At 73.5% G+C, this 16,499-nt stretch carries 15 protein-coding genes; 4 read left to right on the top strand and 11 right to left on the bottom strand.

Features of this window, described 5'->3' with window-relative positions:
• Positions 1-2 precede the first annotated feature (2 nt).
• Entirely contained in the window at positions 3-833 is an 831-nt protein-coding gene (locus A3CE_RS0113660) for a glycosyltransferase (protein ID WP_020640651.1), read from the bottom strand.
• Positions 834-1,137: 304 nt separating this feature from the next.
• Here A3CE_RS0113660 and A3CE_RS0113655 point away from each other — a divergent pair, with 304 nt between their 5' ends.
• On the top strand, positions 1,138-2,604 hold the full coding sequence (locus A3CE_RS0113655; RefSeq protein ID WP_020640650.1) for an exopolysaccharide biosynthesis polyprenyl glycosylphosphotransferase: 1,467 nt from the start codon (positions 1,138-1,140) through the stop codon (positions 2,602-2,604).
• Entirely contained in the window at positions 2,586-3,944 is a 1,359-nt protein-coding gene (locus tag A3CE_RS0113650) for a putative glycoside hydrolase family 15 protein (RefSeq protein ID WP_020640649.1), read from the top strand. Before A3CE_RS0113655 ends, A3CE_RS0113650 begins: the two co-directional genes overlap by 19 nt.
• A gap of 1 nt (position 3,945) precedes the next feature.
• On the opposite strand, the gene A3CE_RS0113645 is transcribed toward A3CE_RS0113650, so the two are convergent.
• The 9 genes from A3CE_RS0113645 to A3CE_RS0113605 are packed head-to-tail and all read right to left on the bottom strand — an operon-like array spanning position 3,946 to position 13,728.
• The gene (locus A3CE_RS0113645; protein ID WP_020640648.1) at positions 3,946-5,067 is read right to left on the bottom strand and encodes a glycosyltransferase family 4 protein; all 1,122 of its coding nucleotides are present in this window, start codon (positions 5,065-5,067) and stop codon (positions 3,946-3,948) included.
• Positions 5,064-6,170, bottom strand: a complete 1,107-nt coding sequence (locus A3CE_RS0113640) for a glycosyltransferase (RefSeq protein ID WP_020640647.1) — start codon at positions 6,168-6,170, stop codon at positions 5,064-5,066. The genes A3CE_RS0113645 and A3CE_RS0113640 overlap by 4 nt, the downstream gene beginning before the upstream one ends.
• The gene (locus tag A3CE_RS0113635) at positions 6,167-7,582 is read right to left on the bottom strand and encodes an oligosaccharide flippase family protein (protein WP_245589513.1); all 1,416 of its coding nucleotides are present in this window, start codon (positions 7,580-7,582) and stop codon (positions 6,167-6,169) included. Before A3CE_RS0113635 ends, A3CE_RS0113640 begins: the two co-directional genes overlap by 4 nt.
• Positions 7,579-8,826, bottom strand: coding sequence for a glycosyltransferase 87 family protein (locus tag A3CE_RS0113630; RefSeq protein ID WP_020640645.1), 1,248 nt, complete (start codon positions 8,824-8,826; stop codon positions 7,579-7,581). The genes A3CE_RS0113635 and A3CE_RS0113630 overlap by 4 nt, the downstream gene beginning before the upstream one ends.
• Positions 8,823-9,674 carry a YveK family protein gene (locus A3CE_RS0113625; RefSeq protein ID WP_020640644.1) on the bottom strand — a complete coding sequence of 284 codons (852 nt, stop codon included), beginning with the start codon at positions 9,672-9,674 and terminating at the stop codon, positions 8,823-8,825. Before A3CE_RS0113625 ends, A3CE_RS0113630 begins: the two co-directional genes overlap by 4 nt.
• Positions 9,671-10,729 (bottom strand): glycosyltransferase, encoded by a 1,059-nt coding sequence (locus tag A3CE_RS0113620; RefSeq protein WP_245589512.1) that lies wholly within the window; start codon positions 10,727-10,729, stop codon positions 9,671-9,673. Before A3CE_RS0113620 ends, A3CE_RS0113625 begins: the two co-directional genes overlap by 4 nt.
• A complete protein-coding gene (locus A3CE_RS0113615) occupies positions 10,704-11,933 on the bottom strand; it encodes an O-antigen ligase family protein (RefSeq protein WP_020640642.1) in 1,230 nt (409 codons plus the stop codon). The genes A3CE_RS0113620 and A3CE_RS0113615 overlap by 26 nt, the downstream gene beginning before the upstream one ends.
• Complete coding sequence (locus tag A3CE_RS0113610; protein WP_020640641.1) at positions 11,930-12,895, bottom strand: polysaccharide deacetylase family protein; 966 nt, start codon at positions 12,893-12,895, stop codon at positions 11,930-11,932. The genes A3CE_RS0113615 and A3CE_RS0113610 overlap by 4 nt, the downstream gene beginning before the upstream one ends.
• Positions 12,892-13,728: a DMT family protein gene (locus A3CE_RS0113605; protein WP_020640640.1), complete on the bottom strand. Its 837-nt coding sequence runs from the start codon at positions 13,726-13,728 to the stop codon at positions 12,892-12,894. Before A3CE_RS0113605 ends, A3CE_RS0113610 begins: the two co-directional genes overlap by 4 nt.
• A 272-nt stretch (positions 13,729-14,000) precedes the next feature.
• Here A3CE_RS0113605 and A3CE_RS0113600 point away from each other — a divergent pair, with 272 nt between their 5' ends.
• Positions 14,001-14,744 carry a PIG-L deacetylase family protein gene (locus A3CE_RS0113600; RefSeq protein WP_026468450.1) on the top strand — a complete coding sequence of 248 codons (744 nt, stop codon included), beginning with the start codon at positions 14,001-14,003 and terminating at the stop codon, positions 14,742-14,744.
• Between the two features lie 24 nt (positions 14,745-14,768).
• Here A3CE_RS0113600 and A3CE_RS0113595 read toward each other — a convergent pair whose 3' ends face one another.
• A complete protein-coding gene (locus tag A3CE_RS0113595) occupies positions 14,769-15,974 on the bottom strand; it encodes a glycoside hydrolase family 5 protein (RefSeq protein WP_020640638.1) in 1,206 nt (401 codons plus the stop codon).
• 179 nt (positions 15,975-16,153) lie between these two features.
• Here A3CE_RS0113595 and A3CE_RS0113590 point away from each other — a divergent pair, with 179 nt between their 5' ends.
• Positions 16,154-16,498, top strand: a complete 345-nt coding sequence (locus A3CE_RS0113590; RefSeq protein ID WP_125591656.1) for a hypothetical protein — start codon at positions 16,154-16,156, stop codon at positions 16,496-16,498.
• Position 16,499 lies beyond the last annotated feature (1 nt).

Raw genomic sequence — 16,499 nt, 5'->3', positions numbered from 1 at the left:
GGTCACAGCTTCCGGTAGGGCGCCGGGCTCAGCCGGTCGCGGACGAGCAGTTTCAGGTACTGCACGACGGTCCGTCGCAGCTTCAGCTTGCTGGGTCCCTGCTTGCGGTCGTACCGCAGGGCCAGCGGCACCTCGGTGATCACCGGGCGGCAGTGGCGGAGCTTGAGCAGCAGTTCCACCATGCAGGCGAAGCCCTGCTCTTCGATGAGCCGTTCGCCCCAGTGGGCCGACGCGCGCGCCAGCAGTGACGCCCGGTAGGCGCGGTAGCCGCTGGTGAAGTCCCGGACGCCGTCGACGTCGAGGGCGCGGTGGAACAGCTGCGCGGCGCCGCGGGACAGCAGCCGCCGCCCGAACGGGGCGGTCCGGTCGTCGCCGCCCGGGACGAACCGCGAGCAGATGGCGACGTCCGCGCCCGCGGTGATCTCCGCCTGCAGCTCGCGGATCAGCGACGGGTCGTGCGTGTCGTCGGCGTCCATGACGACGACGATGTCGTCGGGACCGGTTTCGGCCAACGCCGCCCGGAGGCCGGACTGCACGGCCCGGCCGAGCCCGAGGTTCACCAGGTGCCGCACGACGCGGACGTCGAGCCCGCCGTAGCCCGACTCGGCCACCGCGACCGTGGCGTCGGCGGACCCGTCGTCGACGACCCAGACGGTGAGCTGCTCGGTGCGGGCCACGTCGGCGAGCCGCCGCAGCAGGGGTGGCAGGGACGCTTCTTCGTTGAACGCGGGCAGCACGACGTGCGCCCGCCCGCCGGTCCGTCCCCCGGCGGGATCCGGTTCGGTGCGGTCCGGTTCGGACAGTGTGGCCAGGGTGGTCTCTTCGCGTGCCACGGTTCCCCTCTGCTCGTTGTGCCGGTCACCCGGACGGAGTCGGGTTTCATTCGGCTGTCGAGTGATATTCGGCTATGTTGTGTGGTTTCTTTAGTGGCCCGGAAAATCCCCCGGAAGGATGCGCGTCATCAGAACTACTTGGTGTTTCCAAAAATCACCGGATCGGGTCTGTCAAACGCCCCTATCGGGTGTATTTCCGGGACGTCGCGGGAAAATTCACTCGATCGAGCCGGTGTTGCCTCGAATGGCTGAGTCGTGAAGAAAGCGAGAATGGGATCCTCATGTCAAGAAGAGGTCGAGACCGGTGACTGAACTCAAGGACGCGGTCCTCACCGAAGCGGTGCCGGCGCAGCGGCACGACCGGCCGGGCGACCGGCGCGGTGACCGGCGAAGCGCCTGGCCGCGCGACCGCCGGGACAATCCGGTCCGCGGCCGCCCGCTGCTGGCCCGGGTCAACGCCGTGGCCGTGCTGCTCGGCGCCGTCGACGGCGCCGCCTGGCTGACCGCGGTGCTGCGGACCGGTACCGGTCCGGTGTGCGCGGTGGTCACGGCCGCGGCGCTCGCCGGGACCCGGGTCGGCGGCCGGGTCCACCGCCGCCGCCTCTGGCTCTCCTGGCTGCAGGACCTCCCGCGCTCGGTCACCGCCACCGCGCTGGCGTTCGCGCTCGTCACCGGAACGGCGCTCCTGGCCGGGATGGACGGGGACGACACGGCGCGGATGCAGGAAGTGGTCCTGTTCTTCGCCGTGCTCAGCGAAGGCGTCCGGCCCGCGGTCTTCGCGTTCGGCCGGTGGGGCCGCCGCCGGCTGCGCCGCTGCGACCGGGCCGTCGTGGTCGGCTCCGGGCGGATCTGCGGCGAGCTGGTCCGCACCATGCTGGAACACCCGGAGTTCGGCCTGCTCCCGGTGGGCGTCGTGGCGTCCGCGCCGGACCCGGCGCCCACCGGCCTGCCGGTCGAGCCGATCAGCGGCGACCTCACCGACGCGATCGCGCGGCTGCGCGCGGGCACGGTGATCCTCGCCCCGGCCGGCGACGGCGACGGCGCGGTCGTCGACGCCGCCATCACCGCCCACCGGCTGGGGTGCGTCACGCTGGTGCTGCCGCACCTGTTCGAGCTCTGCGCGGACGGGCCGGGCGTCGACCGCCTGCGCAGCTACCCGCTGGTGTGGCTGGGCGGAGCGCCCACCCGGCGGCCCAGCTGGTGGGTCAAGCGCGCCGTCGAGACCACGCTGGCCGCGGCCGCGCTGCTCGCCCTCGCGCCGGTGATCGCCTGCTGCGCGCTGGCCGTCGCGCTGGAAAGCGGCTTCCCGGTCTTCTTCCGGCAGGTCCGGGTCGGGATGGACGGCGGCACGTTCGTGCTCTACAAGCTGCGCAGCGTCCGGCAGGCCGCCGTCGACGACTCGCAGACCCGCTGGTCCGTGCTGGGCGACAGCCGGGTCGGGCCGGTCGGCCGGTTCCTCCGCCGGTCCTCTTTGGACGAACTGCCGCAGCTGTGGAACGTCGTGCGCGGGGACATGTCGCTGGTCGGCCCGCGGCCGGAACGGCCGGTGTTCGTGCACGAGTTCTCCGCCGTCCACGACCTGTACTGGGCGCGGCACCGGGTGCCGACCGGGCTGACCGGCCTGGCGCAGGTGCACGGCCTGCGCGGGGACACGTCGATCGCGGACCGGGCCCGTTACGACAACTACTACATCGCGAACTGGTCCCTCTGGCTCGACCTCAAGATCGTCATCCTCACGGTGGGAGAACTGCTGTGCCGAAGGCAACGCTGATCCGCGAACACCCGGTGGCTCGCCTGACGGCCGTGCTCGTCCTGCTGGCCGGCTGCCTGACCGGGTGCGACGCCAGCGCGGCGCAGGGGATCTCGGCGCCGCCGCCGAAGCCGCTGGCGCCCTGCGCGTGGTGGTACGGGATCGGCAAACCACCGACCGCGGACGAGATCGAGCTGGCGGCCCGGCGGTACGACGTCGTCGTGCTCAACGCCGACCAGACCGCGGCGATGCGCCGGCTGCACCAGCTCAACCCGCGGCTGAAGGTGCTGGTGTACAAGGACCTTTCCAGCACGCGCAACTACCCGGGCGCGGTCGACGGCGGCCGCGACGCCGCCTTCCTGCCGAGCGGCATCGGCTACGTCGCCGCGCAGCAGCAGCACCCCGGGTGGTTCGCCGTCGACGTCAAGGGGCGGCGCATCGAGTGGCAGGGCTACCCCCGGCACTGGCAGATGACGGTGTGGGACCCGGCCTACCAGCAGGCCTGGACCGACGCCGTCGTCGCCGAGGTGAACCGGGAGGGCTGGGACGGCATCCTCGCCGACAACGACTTCAACTCCCTGAGCCACTATTCGCCGGCGGTGCTCGCCGGCACCGCGAACGTCGCGGAAACCGACCGCAAGCTGCGTGACGGCCTCGACGCGTTCCTGTCCCTGGCCGGTGACGCCTTCGAGCAGGCCGGCAAGCTCCTGGTGCCCAACGTGTCCGAGACGCACCTGGTGCCGGGCCGGTGGACCGCGCACTCCCGCTTCGGGGGTGCGATGGAGGAGAACTTCGGGTTCCGCGAGGACGGCGGGACCGGCGGGCTCCTGACGTTCCGCAGCAACGAGTTCCAGGAGCTGCGCGCCCAGGCGGCGCTCGGCGAGTCCCTGCTGCTGCTGGTGACGCGGACGCACAACGCCCGGGAGGAGCGGGCCGGCTACGCGTCCGCGGCGCTGCTCGCCGGGCCGCGGACGTGCTGGACCCGGGCCACCACCGACGACTACAAGAACCCGGAGTGGTCGGCGTTGCAGGACAGCGGGCTGGGCGAGGCGGTGGACGCGGCCGGCCGCCTGCGGAACGGCGTCTGGACCCGGACGTTCACCCACGGCTGGATCGCGGTGAACCCGACGGCGTCCACCAAGACGGTCGTCCCGCCCGAAGGCCTGGTCAAGCCCGGCTCACCGCGGCCCACTCCAACACCGACCACGACCACGACCCCGACTTCGCCCACGTCCACCCCGGCGCCGGCCCCGCTCACCCTCGAAGCCGCGGACGCGGTCATCCTGGTCGACCCCCCGGCCCGGGTCGTGCGGTGGATCGTCCGGGACGAGTTCCGGGTCGGAAAACTCTGGGCCCGGTGAATCACGCGTGCTGGGTGCGGTGGCTCGAGGTGGCCAGCTGGTCGTAGAGGGCCAGGTGACGGCGGGCGCAGGCCTCCGGGCGATAGCGGGCGTGGGCGCGTTCGGCGAGGAGACGGCCGAGCCGGGCCGGGTCTCGTTCCGCGAACAGGGCGCGCAGGGCCTCGGCGAGGGCGGGGACGTCGCCGGGCGGGGGCAGGAACGACGGGCTGCCCGGGAGGTCGAGCATGGCAGGCACGCCGCCGGTGGCCGTCGCCAGGACGGGTTTCCCGGCGGCCATCGCCTCGGCCACCACCAGCGGCTGTTGCTCCATTGTGGACGGCAGGACGAGCGCGTCCGCTTCGGCGAGCAGGGCGGGAACGTCCGGCCGGAACCCGAGGAACGTCACTCGCCCGGCCAGCGGTGACCGCTGCGCGGCCCGTTCCGCTTCCGCGCGTTGCGGGCCGTCGCCGACGACGGTCAGCCGCGCCCCGGGGGGCAGTACGCCGGGGACCGCCAGCGCGGCCAGGAGGTCGAGGATGCCCTTGCGCTCCACCAGAAGCCCGGCGAAGACGAGGTGCCGCACCGGCCCCCGCGGCGGGTTCGGCGAGGCCGGCTCGACGCAGTTGTCGATGTGCGCCAGCCGTCCCGCGGGGACCCGCAGGCGGCGGCGCAGGAACGCCCCCATCGCCTCGGCCGGCACGATCGTGCGGTCCAAGAGCCGGGCGACGACGGCGTCCGCCGCGAGCACCGTCCGCGTGTAGGCCGACGGTCCGCCCCCGCGCGAGCCGCGGAACCACGGCTCGGCGACGTCGTCGGGCACCCCGTGGTAGGTCTGCACCAGCACGGGACGCCGGCCGAAGCGCAGGCCCGCGATCACCAGGCCCGCGCGCCGGTCCTGCGCGTGCACGACGTCGGGCCGCCACGCCCGGATCGCCGCCCGCGCCCGGCCCGCCGCCGCGAGATCTTCCTTGCCGCCCACCGTCAGTTCCTCGTGACGGCCCTCGAGCAACGCGGCTCCCCGGGCGGGAACGGGACCGAAGACGCGGACGTCGACGCCGCAAGTGGTGAGCGTCGCGGCCAGGCGGACGGTGACGTCCACCGGGCCGCCGCGGTCCTGGGTGAGCAGGTAGGCGATGCGGGTCATGAGATGCGCTCCGACGGGGTGAGTTTGTCGACGAGGGCGGCGATCTGGTCGGTCATCCGGCCGCGGTCGAAGGACAGCGCCACGCGGCGGCGGCCGCGCTCGCCTTCGCGCCGGGCCAGTTCGGGGTCGGCGAGCCGGTCGGCCACCGCTTCGGCGAGCAGGACGACGTCGCCGGGCGGCAGCACCGCACCCGCGTCCGCGACGCTCTGGCGGGTCCCGCCGACGTCGAACGCGACCACCGGCCGCGCGCACGCCATCGCCTCCAGCGGCACCAGGGCCATGCCTTCGGCCCGGGAAGGGAGCACGACGACGTCCGCGGCCGTGTACCAGGCCGCCGGGTCGTCGGTGTGCCCCGGCCACAGCACGGATTCGTGGCCCGCCACCGGATGCCGCTCGCGCCACACGGGACCCATGGGCCCGTCGCCGGCGAAGGCGAGTTTCGCCTCCGGCAGCCGCCGCAGGACCCTGGGCCACGCCGACAGCAGCTGGTCCTGGCCCTTGAGCTCGGCCAGCCGGCCGACGCACACCGCGAGCGGCGCCCGCGCGGGCAGGCCGAGCCGCCGCCGCGCCGCGGCCCGGTCACCGGGGACGAAACGGGTGGTGTCGACGCCGTTGCAGACGACCTCCGCCTCGGCCGTCACGCCCGCCGCCCGGCCGGCGGCCAGCTCGTCGTCGCTGACGCACACGAGGAGGGCGGTCCACCGCGAGGCGAACCGTTCCCAGGCGGCGGACGCGCGGCGCAGCGGCCCGCGTGCGGTCTCGAAGGACCACAGGTGCGGCTGGAAGACCGTCGTGCGGCCACCGCGCACGGCCAGCCGTCCGGCCAGCCCGGCTTTCGAGCTGTGCAGGTGCACGACGTCCGGGTCCAGCTCGGTCAGGAGCCGGCGCAGCCGCAGCGTCTCGGTGAGCGAACCGAGCCCGGGCGAGCGGCTCGCCGTCCAGCCGCGGACGTCGATGCCGAGTTCCCGGGCGCGCCCGGCGAGCCAGCCGGAAGGGCAGACGATGGTGACCGACCAGCCCCGGTTCCGTTGCGCCACCGCGAGTTCCAGTGCGACCACGGCGACGCCGGCGGTCACGGGCTGGGAGACGTGCACGATCTTCACCGGAGACCTCCCCGGCGCAGTTCGGCGAGCGCCTTCCGCTGCAGCAGCAGGGTCGCCCCGGCGTACCCGGCGACGAGGACCGCGGCTTCGGCGAGCGCGCCCGGCAAGGAGTCCCCGGACACGCGCTCGATTGCCACCGCGGGCACCGCTCCGGCCGCGCAGGCGAGCAGGACGCGGACGAGCGTTCCCGTTATCGCCGGGGCCACGCCGAGCCCGGCCAGCACCCGCCAGGCGAGCGGCACCACCAGCCACGCTGCCGCGCACTGCACCGCGGCGACCGCCCCGATCCCGGCGTGGGTCAGCAACGCCAGCCCGCCCGCGAGCAGGACCAGGTGCGTCGTCTCGAGCGCCAGATAGCGCCGGACGTGCCCGGTCGCCTTCACCGCCTGGTACCAGATCTGCAGCAGGCAGATCGCGACGCCGTAGCCGGACAGCAGCACGAGCGGGCCGCTCGCGCCCGCCCAGCGCGCGCCCAGCAGCACGACGCGGTCGGCGAGGACGGCGAGCGCCAGGTACAGCCCGCCGGTCACCACGAGCACCGCGCGGGTGAACCGGGTGACCGCCCCGCCGAGTGGCGCGCCTTCGCGCCGCAAGCGCGTGAACACCGGGAAGGCGACCGCGCCGAGCACGACCGCCACCATGATGTACGGCACCCAGGCGAGCCGGTACGCGAGCGAGTAGACGCCGACCGCGTCCGGGCCGAGGACGCGCCCCACCGCCAGGTAGTCGAGGTTGACCAGCAGCGCGCCGACGATCGCGGCCGGCCCCACGACCGCGGTCCAGCGCAGCACCTCCCGCGCCGCCGCGGTGTCCCAGCACGGCCGTACCCCGCCGCGGACCAGCGCGCCGAGCAGCGGTTGTGCCACGGCTGTGGCCAGCAGGCCGAGCACCAGCGACACGGGCCCGGCACCGCACAGCGCGAGCACCACCGTCAGCGCGGCGCCCAGCACCGCGCCGCCGCCGTCGGGCAGCAGCCGTCGCCGGAAGTCCAGCTCCCGGTGCATCAGGCCCATCTGCACCCCGCCCGCCGCCGAGAACGGCAGGCCGAGCGCGGCCAGCCGGACCAGCCCGGCGGCGTCCGGCGTGCCGAGCACCATCGTCAGCGGGCCGGCGGCGGCGGCCAGCGCAGCGGCCAGGGCGAGCGCCGCGCCGACGCTCAGCGTGAGCACCGTCCCCGCCGTGCGGCGCGGATCGCCTTCGGTGCGGCCGATGACGTCGTAGACCCCGATGGACTGGACGACCTGGCCGAGGTTCACCAGCGCCACCGCCAGCGCCACGGCGCCGAGCTGCCCCTCGGTCAGCAGGGCCGCCAGCACCAGCGTGACCAGCATCTGGCTGCTCTTGCTGACGAGGTTGACCGCGCCCAGCCACAGGGAACCGCGGACGGCGCGGGTGCCGAGCGCGGTCGTCACGCGGCCCGCACCCGGACCGCGGCGAACACCGCCAGGCTCCACGCGACGACCACCGCGACCCCGTCCACGGTGACCGCCGTCCGCGTGCCGAATGCCGAGACCACCGCGGAGTCCACTGTGTACAGATGCGCGAACGGGACGGCGAGCGCGAGGACCGCGCACCCGGCCACGGCCCAGCCCGGCTCGGCCCGGTGACGCCACCACGACGCGGCCACCGCCGCCATCGCGGGGACGGCGATCAGCACGTCGCCGGGCTGGTGCACCACGCAGACCACGACGGCGAGGACGGTCAGCAGGTCCGCTATCGCTGTCTTCGCGGTCCGGGCGAGCAGCGCGCTGGTGACCAGTACCCCGGCCAGCACCACCAGCTCGATCCCGGACGGCACCCAGCCGGTGACGCGGAACAGCACGGCCGCGACGTCGATGCGTTGCGCGGTAGGGGAATCGACGGCGCCGTAGTCGGTGCCGCGGGCGTGGGTGAGGTTCGCGACGACGACGTCGAGGAACGGCCCGATGCCGCCGCTTCGCATGACCAGCAGCACCACGACCGGCAGGCTGGCGGCCGCCGCGATCGCCGTGCCGGTCAGCGCCACCCGGCGTGAGCCGCGGGCGAACAGCAGGACGGCCAGCGGGAAGCCGTACTGGGGTTTGAGCCAGGCCAGCGCGAGGGCGGCCGCCGCCCACCCCGGCCGGTCGCGCCTCGCCAGCAGGGCGCCGGCCGCGCCGAGGGCGATCAGCGGGTTGATCTGGCCGACGTAGAGCTGCGCCTTCCCCACCTGGCTGGTGACGAGCAGCGCGGCGACGACCGCTGTGGTCGGCGCGAACGGGACGTACCCGCGGACCGCGTGGGCCGTCAGCGCGGCGAGCGCCACCAGCAGCAGCAAGGAAAAGACGGTGAACGCGACGGCGCCGAGGCGGTACCCCGGCAGCGCGAACGGCGCGTGCAGCAGCAGGTGGTAGGGCTGGTAGAGGTTGAAGTCCTGGCGCACCGGCCAGTGCGCGAACATCGTCGCGGGGTCGTAGGGGTTGCCGCCGGTGAGGAACTCCCGGATCGGGAAGTACAGAGCGTCGCGGAAGTCCTGCAGCCGTTCCTCGGCGAGGTTCGCCTGCGTCGGCAGGGGCACTTGCCAGGACGGGGCGAGCGCGTGCCAGGCGCTCATGGTTCCGCCGAGGATCGCCACGAGAAGGACGAGACGCTGTTTCGAAGTGATGGCGGCGGGGGTGGTGTGCTGTCTCGACGTCATGCGAGCACCACCGCCACGAGCACCGCGTCGGACGGCAGCACACCCGCCGCCGCGGTCAGGTCGGCCTGGTGCCGCCCTCCCACTGCTACCGCTACCACCGAAGCACCTTCGCCGCGCTCCTCCGGCAGGCCCGCCGCCAGTTTCGCCGCCGTCTCGGCGAGGTCCGGGGTCACCGGCAGCACGCGGACCGGGCGCCCGGCCGCGCGGCACAGCACCGCCAGCCGGTCGGTCACCGCCGGGTCGTCCGCCCGCAGCACCGTCACCGGGCGGCGGACTCCCGCCCCGGCCAGTGCCCGGCGCACCGGGCCCGGTCCGCTGCCCGGGGTCAGCCGGCGCAGGGCCGCCGTCGCCAGTCCGGCCGCGACCGCGCCGACCAGGGCCAGCCCCAGCACCAGCGGGCCGTCCGGCGCCACCGCGACGACGTCGGGCCGCGGGTCCAGCGTCCGCAGCTTGGCGGCCGGGGCCAGCAGGTCCGCGTCGATCATCGCCTTGCCCAGCGCCGTCGCCGTCGCGCCGGCCTGCTCCGCCGACGCCGCTCGCACCGACAGGCGCGCGAGGCCCGACGCCGGAACCAGCTCGACCGACACGTGCCCGGCCAGCTCGTCGGGGGAGTACCCGGACATCGGCGCCGCCGCCCGCAGCACCGACGGGCTGCGGGCCAGCTCGACCAGCGCGGGCAAGGCCAGCGAGACGACCTCGCCGTACGGCGCACCGTTCGCCGCCGCGGGTGTGGCGAGCAGGCTCACCCGGCCCTGGTACTCGGCTCCGCGTGTCAGCCCGACCAGCAGCACGAGCGCCCCTACCAGCAGCGCCACGGCGACACTCACCACCAGAGTGCGGTATTTCATCGGGCACCTCGGAGCAGTTCGTCGTAGGACTTCATGAGGGTGTGCGGGTCGTAGTCGCGCTCGACGGCCCGGATTCCTTCGGCGGCCACGGTTTCCCGCGTCGTCCGGTCGAACAGCAGCGTGTTCAGCGCTTCGGCCGTCGCGGCCGGGTCCCCGGGCGGCACGACGAGCCCGCCCCCGCCCGCCAGCACCTCGCCGATGCCGCCGACGCCGGTCGCGACCACCGGCCGTCCGGCCGCCATCGACTCCAGCACCGCCAGCGGCAGGCCCTCCCAGTCGCTGGTCAGCACCGTGACGTCGGCCGCCGCGAGCAGGTCCGGGACGTCCGTCCGGGTGCCGAGGAACTCGACCCGGCGGCCCAGCGCCTCGCTGCGGCGCTCGAGCTCGGCACGGAGGCTGCCGTCGCCGGCCAGCCACAGCACCGCGTCGCCGCCGACCGCCGCCCAGGCGTCCAGCAGCACGTCGTGGCGCTTCTGCGGCTCCAGCCGGGCGAGGCAGAGCGCTACCGGGGTCCCCTCCGGGACCCCGAGCGAGGCGCGGACCTCCGCGCGGCCGAACACCGGCGGGCGGGCGAACACGGCGTTGCGGATCACCACCGGTCGGTCGAGGCCCGCCGCGGCCAGCCGGTCCGCGGTGGCGGGCGAGACGGCGACGACCCGGCCGGAGGTGCGGCGCAGGATCCGCGCGGCGGCGGCGTAGTCGTCCTCGGCGACGCCGTGGAAGACGGTCAGCAACGGCCGTCGCCGTCCGGCGACGAGGGCCAGGCGGGCCACCAGGCTCGCGCCGACGTTGTGGGCCAGCACGACATCGGGCCGGAACCGCGTGATCGCCCGGCGGGTGGCCCAGGCCGCCTTCAGCACGCCCGCCTTGCTGCGACGCGCGAGCGGGACGGCGAACGTCGGCGTGCCGTCCGCGGCCAGCGCGTCGGCACGGAAGCCCCCGCCGCTGGCGACGGCGGACACCCAGCCGTACTCCTCGCCGCGGGCCACCAGGCCGGCCACGAGCGTTTCCGCCCCGCCGGACCCCATCTCACTGATCACGTGCAGCACCCGCATCGGCGCTTCCCTCTCCTTCTCGAATCCGGGTTCCGGCCGCGACGGCGAGCGCGGCCAGCGACCACAACGGCAGGTAGTACTGCTCGGACAGGAACGTCGAGGTGACGACGACGGCGAGCAGCGACGCCTGGATCGCGATCGCTTCCGTACGCCGTAGCCCGGGTCCGGCCCGCCGGACGGTCCGCTCGCTCGCCACCGCGGCGGTGGTGAGCACCCCGGCGAACAGCGCGAACCCCGGCAGGCCCAGCTCCGCGGCGACCTCGAGGTACATGTTGTGCGCCACCGGGGTCTGCTCGTCGACCTCGGCGTCGTGCGACTCGGCGGCGTAGTGCTCGCGGAACCCGCCGGGGCCGACGCCGAGCACCGGGTGGGCGGTGAGCATCCGGGCCGCCGCCTGCCAGCGCAGTTCGCGGGTGTCCACATTGGACGCCGCGATGAAGCTCTTCTCCTGCAGGGCCCGGTCCAGCTGCGGACCGGCGAACAGCAGGGCGGCCAGGCCCAGCCCGGCGGCGGCCGCGGCCGCGGCGCCGAGCACGCGCCACGGCAGCACCCGGCGCAGCACCAGCCAGCCGACTGCGGCGGCCAGGCCCAGCGCGCCGCCGCGGGAAAACGTCGCCGTCGCGCCGGCCACCAGGACGACACCCGCGGCCGTCAAGGCGAGCCCCTGGCCCCGGCGGTTCAGCGCCGCGAGCAAGGGGACCGCCGCGACCAGGAAGTAGGCCAGGTCGTTCGGATCCGGCTGCGGCCCGCTCGCGCGGGCTTCGCCGCCGGCCACCAAGCTGAAGAGGGCACCGGCCCCGGCGACGGTCGCCCCCGCCGCCGCCGCCATGAGCAGCCACCGGATCGGGACCTCGCGGCTCGCGACGTCCGCGAGCACCGCCGTCACCACCAGGAACGGCAGCCAGCGCACGGTGTACTCCGCGGTGAACTCGCCCGCCGAGTGCCGGGCCGCGGTCGCGGCCAGCACCACGGCGAGGAGCGCGAGCACCGCGTGCAGCGGCGTAGGGCGCGGAAGCCGCCGCTGACGGATTCGCACCGCCAGCCAGGTCAGCGTCAGCACCGCGGGTGCGACCTTGCCGAGCTGGCTGTGCACGGCCGTCAGGTAGCCCTCGACCGGCGCCAAGGCGACCGTCGCGCAGGCGAGGACCCGCAGCAGAGCCCTTTCACCGCACAGGGCGGGCCGGACGACCGCGAAGGTGGTCATCTCCCGGCGTCCAATCCGGTCACCGGACGGGTGCGCCGCACGGCCGTCCGGCGGACGAACTCGCCGGTTCCGACGACGTCGAAGTGCTCGCGCAGCGCGGAAAGCACCCAGCCGAGCCAGGCCACCTTCCGCGCACCCGGTGCCGTCATGCCCGGGAAGAACTCCATTCCGGGGGCCTCGGCGGCGCCGAGCACGTCGGTGGGGTGCAGCAGCAGCGAAGGGGACACCCCGCGGGTGAGGCAGAGCCGCAGCGCCGTCCGGAAGTACCCGCGGGCCAGCCGCGGCGAGATTTCGTGCAGCTGCAAGAGGTACGAGCCGTGGATCGGGGTGCGCAGCAGCGGCATCGTCGTCACCGGCAGCTCCACCAGCCCGTCACCGTGAGACGTCCGCCAGCGGTAGGCGTGCACCGGGGCCAGGACCCGGGAGAAGCCGCCGAACAGCTCGTCGACGCCCTCTTCCGAAATCTTCGCCGTGCGGTTGTGGTACGCGCGGGCCAGCGGGCCGATCCACGTCGGCAGGGTGCTGGCGTCGTAGGCGTACCCCCGTTCGGCGAGCAGTTCGACGAGATCGCGCGTGACGCTGTAGCCGGGCCCGCGGAAGCCGGCCGGCCGGGGCGCGCCCGCGACGGCGATCGCGGCCTCGGTCCGGCTCAGCTCGTCCTCGAGCCGGTCGCGGGAATAGCGGTGCAGCCAGGGTTCGTGGCCGAAGGAGTGGTTGCCCACCTCGTGCCCCGCCGCGGCGATCTCGGCGACCGCCTTGGCGCCGTCTTCGCGGACGACGTCGGCGCCCACCACGAACACCGTCGTCGTGAGCCCGTGCTCGCCGAGGATCTCCAGCAGCCGCGGCACCGCGGACGGCAGGAAACTCGGGTGGTCGCGCCAGCCGGGATCGCCGTGGGTCTTGAGGTAGGCCCAGAGGTTGTCGAGGTCGACCGAGACGCTCGCGAGCGGGCGGGACGTCACGCGGGCTCCCGTGCGACGTCGAGCGCGCCCGCCCGCGACTGCACACCGAGCAGCAGCACGCCGGACACGACCACGGCGAGCCCGACGGCGACCCACGGTTCGCGGCCGGCGAGGACGTGGTCGCCGAGGACGGCGATGCCGGTGACCGACGCCAGCACGATCGTGGTGGCGTCGGCCGTGGCCACGACCGCCGCCGCCGGGCCGCGCTGCAGGGCGGTGGCCATCGCGGCCTGCCCGAGCACGGCGGCGGCCAGCATCAGCCAGGTCAGCGGATTTCCCGGCAGGGCAAGGAGATCCCGGTGGGCCAGCGTCCGGCTGGCGATCGCCACGACGGCGAACGCGACGCCGGACAGCACCGCGGGCGGCAGGAACGCGCCGGTCCGGCCGGCCGGGATCATGGCCAGGCCGGTCCCGAGCACCACGACGGCCAAGGCGGCGACCCCGGCCGGGGGGAGGTCGGAGGCGACCGAAGCCGACGACGACCCGGCCAGCGCGACGAGCCCGGACGCGAGCAGCACCAGCGTCATCGCCTCCGCGCCGCGGATCCGCCACCCGAGGACGGCGACGCCGAAGACGGTGGCCAAGCCGATCGCCGACGACGACGCGGCTTGCACGAGATAGAGCGGCAACTTCGCGCGCGCGAAGAAAGCGAGCGCGAAACCGCCTGCCTGCCCGGCGAACCCCAGCAGGTACAGCCGGTCGGCGGCCAGGCGGGCCAGCAACCCGAGCCCAGTCCCCGGCCGGTTCCCGGCTCGCCGGGCGGCGACGCTCTGCGCGACGATCCCGACCGCGTACAGCACCGCGGACGCCACGAGTACCGCGTAATCCACCACTTGCGACTCCTCACGTCCCGGGTTGGCCACGGCAAAGCGTAAGAACGTAGAAGCGTTGTCACGTTCGAAGGATGGAATAACGGAATCCGTCACGCAGGGACAGCGATCCGGCGGACTGCGGCCACTCGAAAGTGTGGCGCGACGACGCTCGTTCCTCGTGGGAACACATTGCGTAGTGGCGCGCCGGATGTCATGAACGACTCGTTCATGACGTCGGACGAGGTGAACGAGTCTTTCACGACATCGACTGAAAAGCCGCGCGCCGTGGAAGCATGGCCGGCATGACATTGCCTGCCCTTCCCGAGGAATCCTTCCGGCGCGTGCTCTGCGTCGTCGCGCACCCCGACGACATGGAGTACGGCACGTCCGCGGCCGTCGCCCGCTGGACCGCGCGCGGCATCGACGTCGGCTACCTGCTGCTCACCCGCGGCGAGGCCGGGATGCCGAACCCGCCCGAGGAGACGGCACGCCTGCGCGTCGCCGAGCAGCGGGCCGCCTGCGAGGTCGTCGGCGTCGAGCACCTGACCATCCTCGAACACCCGGACGGCGTGCTCGTCTACGGCCTCGACCTGCGCCGGGACATCTGCCGGGAGATCCGCCGCTTCAAGCCCGACGTCGTCTTCGGCAGCAGTTTCGCGGTCGAGACGCCCTACGGTTTCGACCAAGCCGACCACCGCGCGGCCGGCCTGGCGACGCTGGATGCGATCCGGGACGCGGGCAATCGGTGGGTCTTCCCGGAGCAGATCGACGACGAGGGCCTCGAACCGCACTCCGCGCGCTGGTACCTCGTCCCCGGGATGACCGCCGCGACCCACGGCGTCGACGTCACGGGTGAGCCGCTGCGCCGCGGCGTCGCCTCACTGGAGGCCCATACGGCGTACCTGGCCGCGCTCCCGGACCACCCGGCTCCCGCCGACTTCATCCCGCAGTTCGCCGCGATGAGCGGCGAGGCGATGGGCGTCGAGCACGCCGTCCTGTTCCGTGCCCACGACCTCCAGGCACCCCCGGAGCTCTGAGGGCGGCTCAGGCCGGCGTGCGGGCTAGCTTCGGACGCCGCTCATGATCGCGTCGATGATGCCCTGGTGGGTCACCGTGGAGGACCGGCGGTCGAACAGGCCGAACCCGTACTGCCCGTTCGCGCCGTTGTCCCAGTAGACGGTGGACGCGCCGTACTTCTTGGCCGTCGACACGATGGCGCGGGCGAAGTCCGCGCGGTACCGGTTGCTGGACGAATCGGACGACGACTTGTCGATCGCCCCGTATTCGCCGACCACGGCCGGATACCCCTTGGCGACGAACTTGTCGTGGACCGCTTTCAGCTGCGCGTCGAGGTAGTCCTCCTGGCCCCAGGTCGACTTCCGCGCCGGGTTCGTCGAGCCCCGGCCCCATTGGGTGATGGTGCCGTTTTCGTCTCCGGCGAAGTCCCAGGGGCTGTAGTAGTGCACGGAAATCATGAGCCGCTGTTCACTGCCCGGAATGGACGAAGACCGGTATTGGTCGGTCGGCAGCACGAAGCCGTAGTTGCCCGTGGTGTAGTCGATGTTCGTGTTCCACCCGGCGACGAGCAGCCAGCGTGAGCTGTTGGTGCCGCCGGTCTTCCGCACGGTGTCCACGAAGATCTGGTCGTAGGCGTTGATGTTCGAGTAGCACGGCTGGGTCGGGTTGCCGTACTGCCCGTCGAACTCCTCGTTCATGGCTTCGAGGATCAGGTGCTGGTCGTAGCTGCGGAACCGGGTGGCGACCTGCTGCCACACCTTCTGGTACTTGGCTTTGATCGCCGGCTGGGCGGAGGAGTCGCAGATCAGCCAGGAGCCGTTGACCGTCTTGTAGCCGTCGCCGTGCATGTTGACCAGCACGTACATGCCGCGGTTGTAGGCGTAGTCGGCGACCTGCTGGATCCGGTTCAGCCAGGCCGCGTTGACCGTGTAGTCCGGGCCCGGTCCGATGGAGTTCAGGTAGGAGACGGGAATGCGGATGGTCCTGAACCCGGCCGCCTTCACCTTGTCGATGAGCGCCTGGGTCACGGTCGGCAGGCCCCAGGCCGTTTCGCCCGGAACCCCGTTGACGCTGGCTTCCAGCTGGTTCCCCAGGTTCCAGCCCGCACCCATGTCGGCCACGATCTGCGAGGCGGCCGGTTTGACCGCGGTCTCGGCCGACGCTTGCCCGGCCAGACCGGGCACGGACGCGGCCACCACCGACAGGACGGCGAAGAAAACGACTTTGAGCTTTCTCGCGTGGGAAAGCATGACCGATTCCTCTCTGCCGGACAGTGGTGGGAAAACCAGTGCAGCATGGTTGAATCGCACAGTCAACGGCAGAGCTTATGCGCGGCGCCGAACCGGATGTCGAAGGAATCGAAATCGAAAGAATCGACGAATAGGGTGACAGTGCGACGGGTGCCGGCGGGCGGCTATGCTCGGCACCCGTGGACGAGGAAATGACCGGCTCCGGCCGGACCGCGGAGCTCGTCGCCAAGCTGCTCGCCGGCGTGCTGTTCGTTCTCGCCGGTCTCGTTCTCGGCGCGGTCTTCCTGATCGTCGCCCTGCTGCCCTCCGGCAACGACGGCATCAGCCTGGCCTCGGCGATCTCCGCCGCCGTCCCGTTCGCGGTGCCGGCCCTCTGGGCGGCGCTCGCCGGGTTCGCCACGCTGGGCGTGGCCAGGAAGGCGATCCGGGCCCGGACGGTGTGGTGGGCGGGATCCGGCCTGTTCCTCCTGGGCGCCGCCCCGCTCGTGGCCCTGGCCGGCTTCCTCGCGGTCAGCCGGTCCTGAC

The sequence above is a fragment of the Amycolatopsis balhimycina FH 1894 genome (assembly GCF_000384295.1).
GTDB lineage: Bacteria > Actinomycetota > Actinomycetes > Mycobacteriales > Pseudonocardiaceae > Amycolatopsis > Amycolatopsis balhimycina.
Note: the sequence above shows the minus strand (reverse complement) of the source record. Positions and strands in the feature narration are given on the sequence as shown.

Coding starts and splice junctions, on each gene's coding strand:
- A3CE_RS0113645 (WP_020640648.1), bottom strand. CDS start 5,067: ATGACCCGCATCGCCTACCTGCTCACCCAGGACCGCGGCGGCCCGGTG.
- A3CE_RS0113630 (WP_020640645.1), bottom strand. CDS start 8,826: ATGACGTCGAGACAGCACACCACCCCCGCCGCCATCACTTCGAAACAG.
- A3CE_RS0113625 (WP_020640644.1), bottom strand. CDS start 9,674: ATGAAATACCGCACTCTGGTGGTGAGTGTCGCCGTGGCGCTGCTGGTA.
- A3CE_RS0113620 (WP_245589512.1), bottom strand. CDS start 10,729: ATGCGGGTGCTGCACGTGATCAGTGAGATGGGGTCCGGCGGGGCGGAA.
- A3CE_RS0113615 (WP_020640642.1), bottom strand. CDS start 11,933: ATGACCACCTTCGCGGTCGTCCGGCCCGCCCTGTGCGGTGAAAGGGCT.
- A3CE_RS0113600 (WP_026468450.1), top strand. CDS start 14,001: ATGGCCGGCATGACATTGCCTGCCCTTCCCGAGGAATCCTTCCGGCGC.
- A3CE_RS0113595 (WP_020640638.1), bottom strand. CDS start 15,974: ATGCTTTCCCACGCGAGAAAGCTCAAAGTCGTTTTCTTCGCCGTCCTG.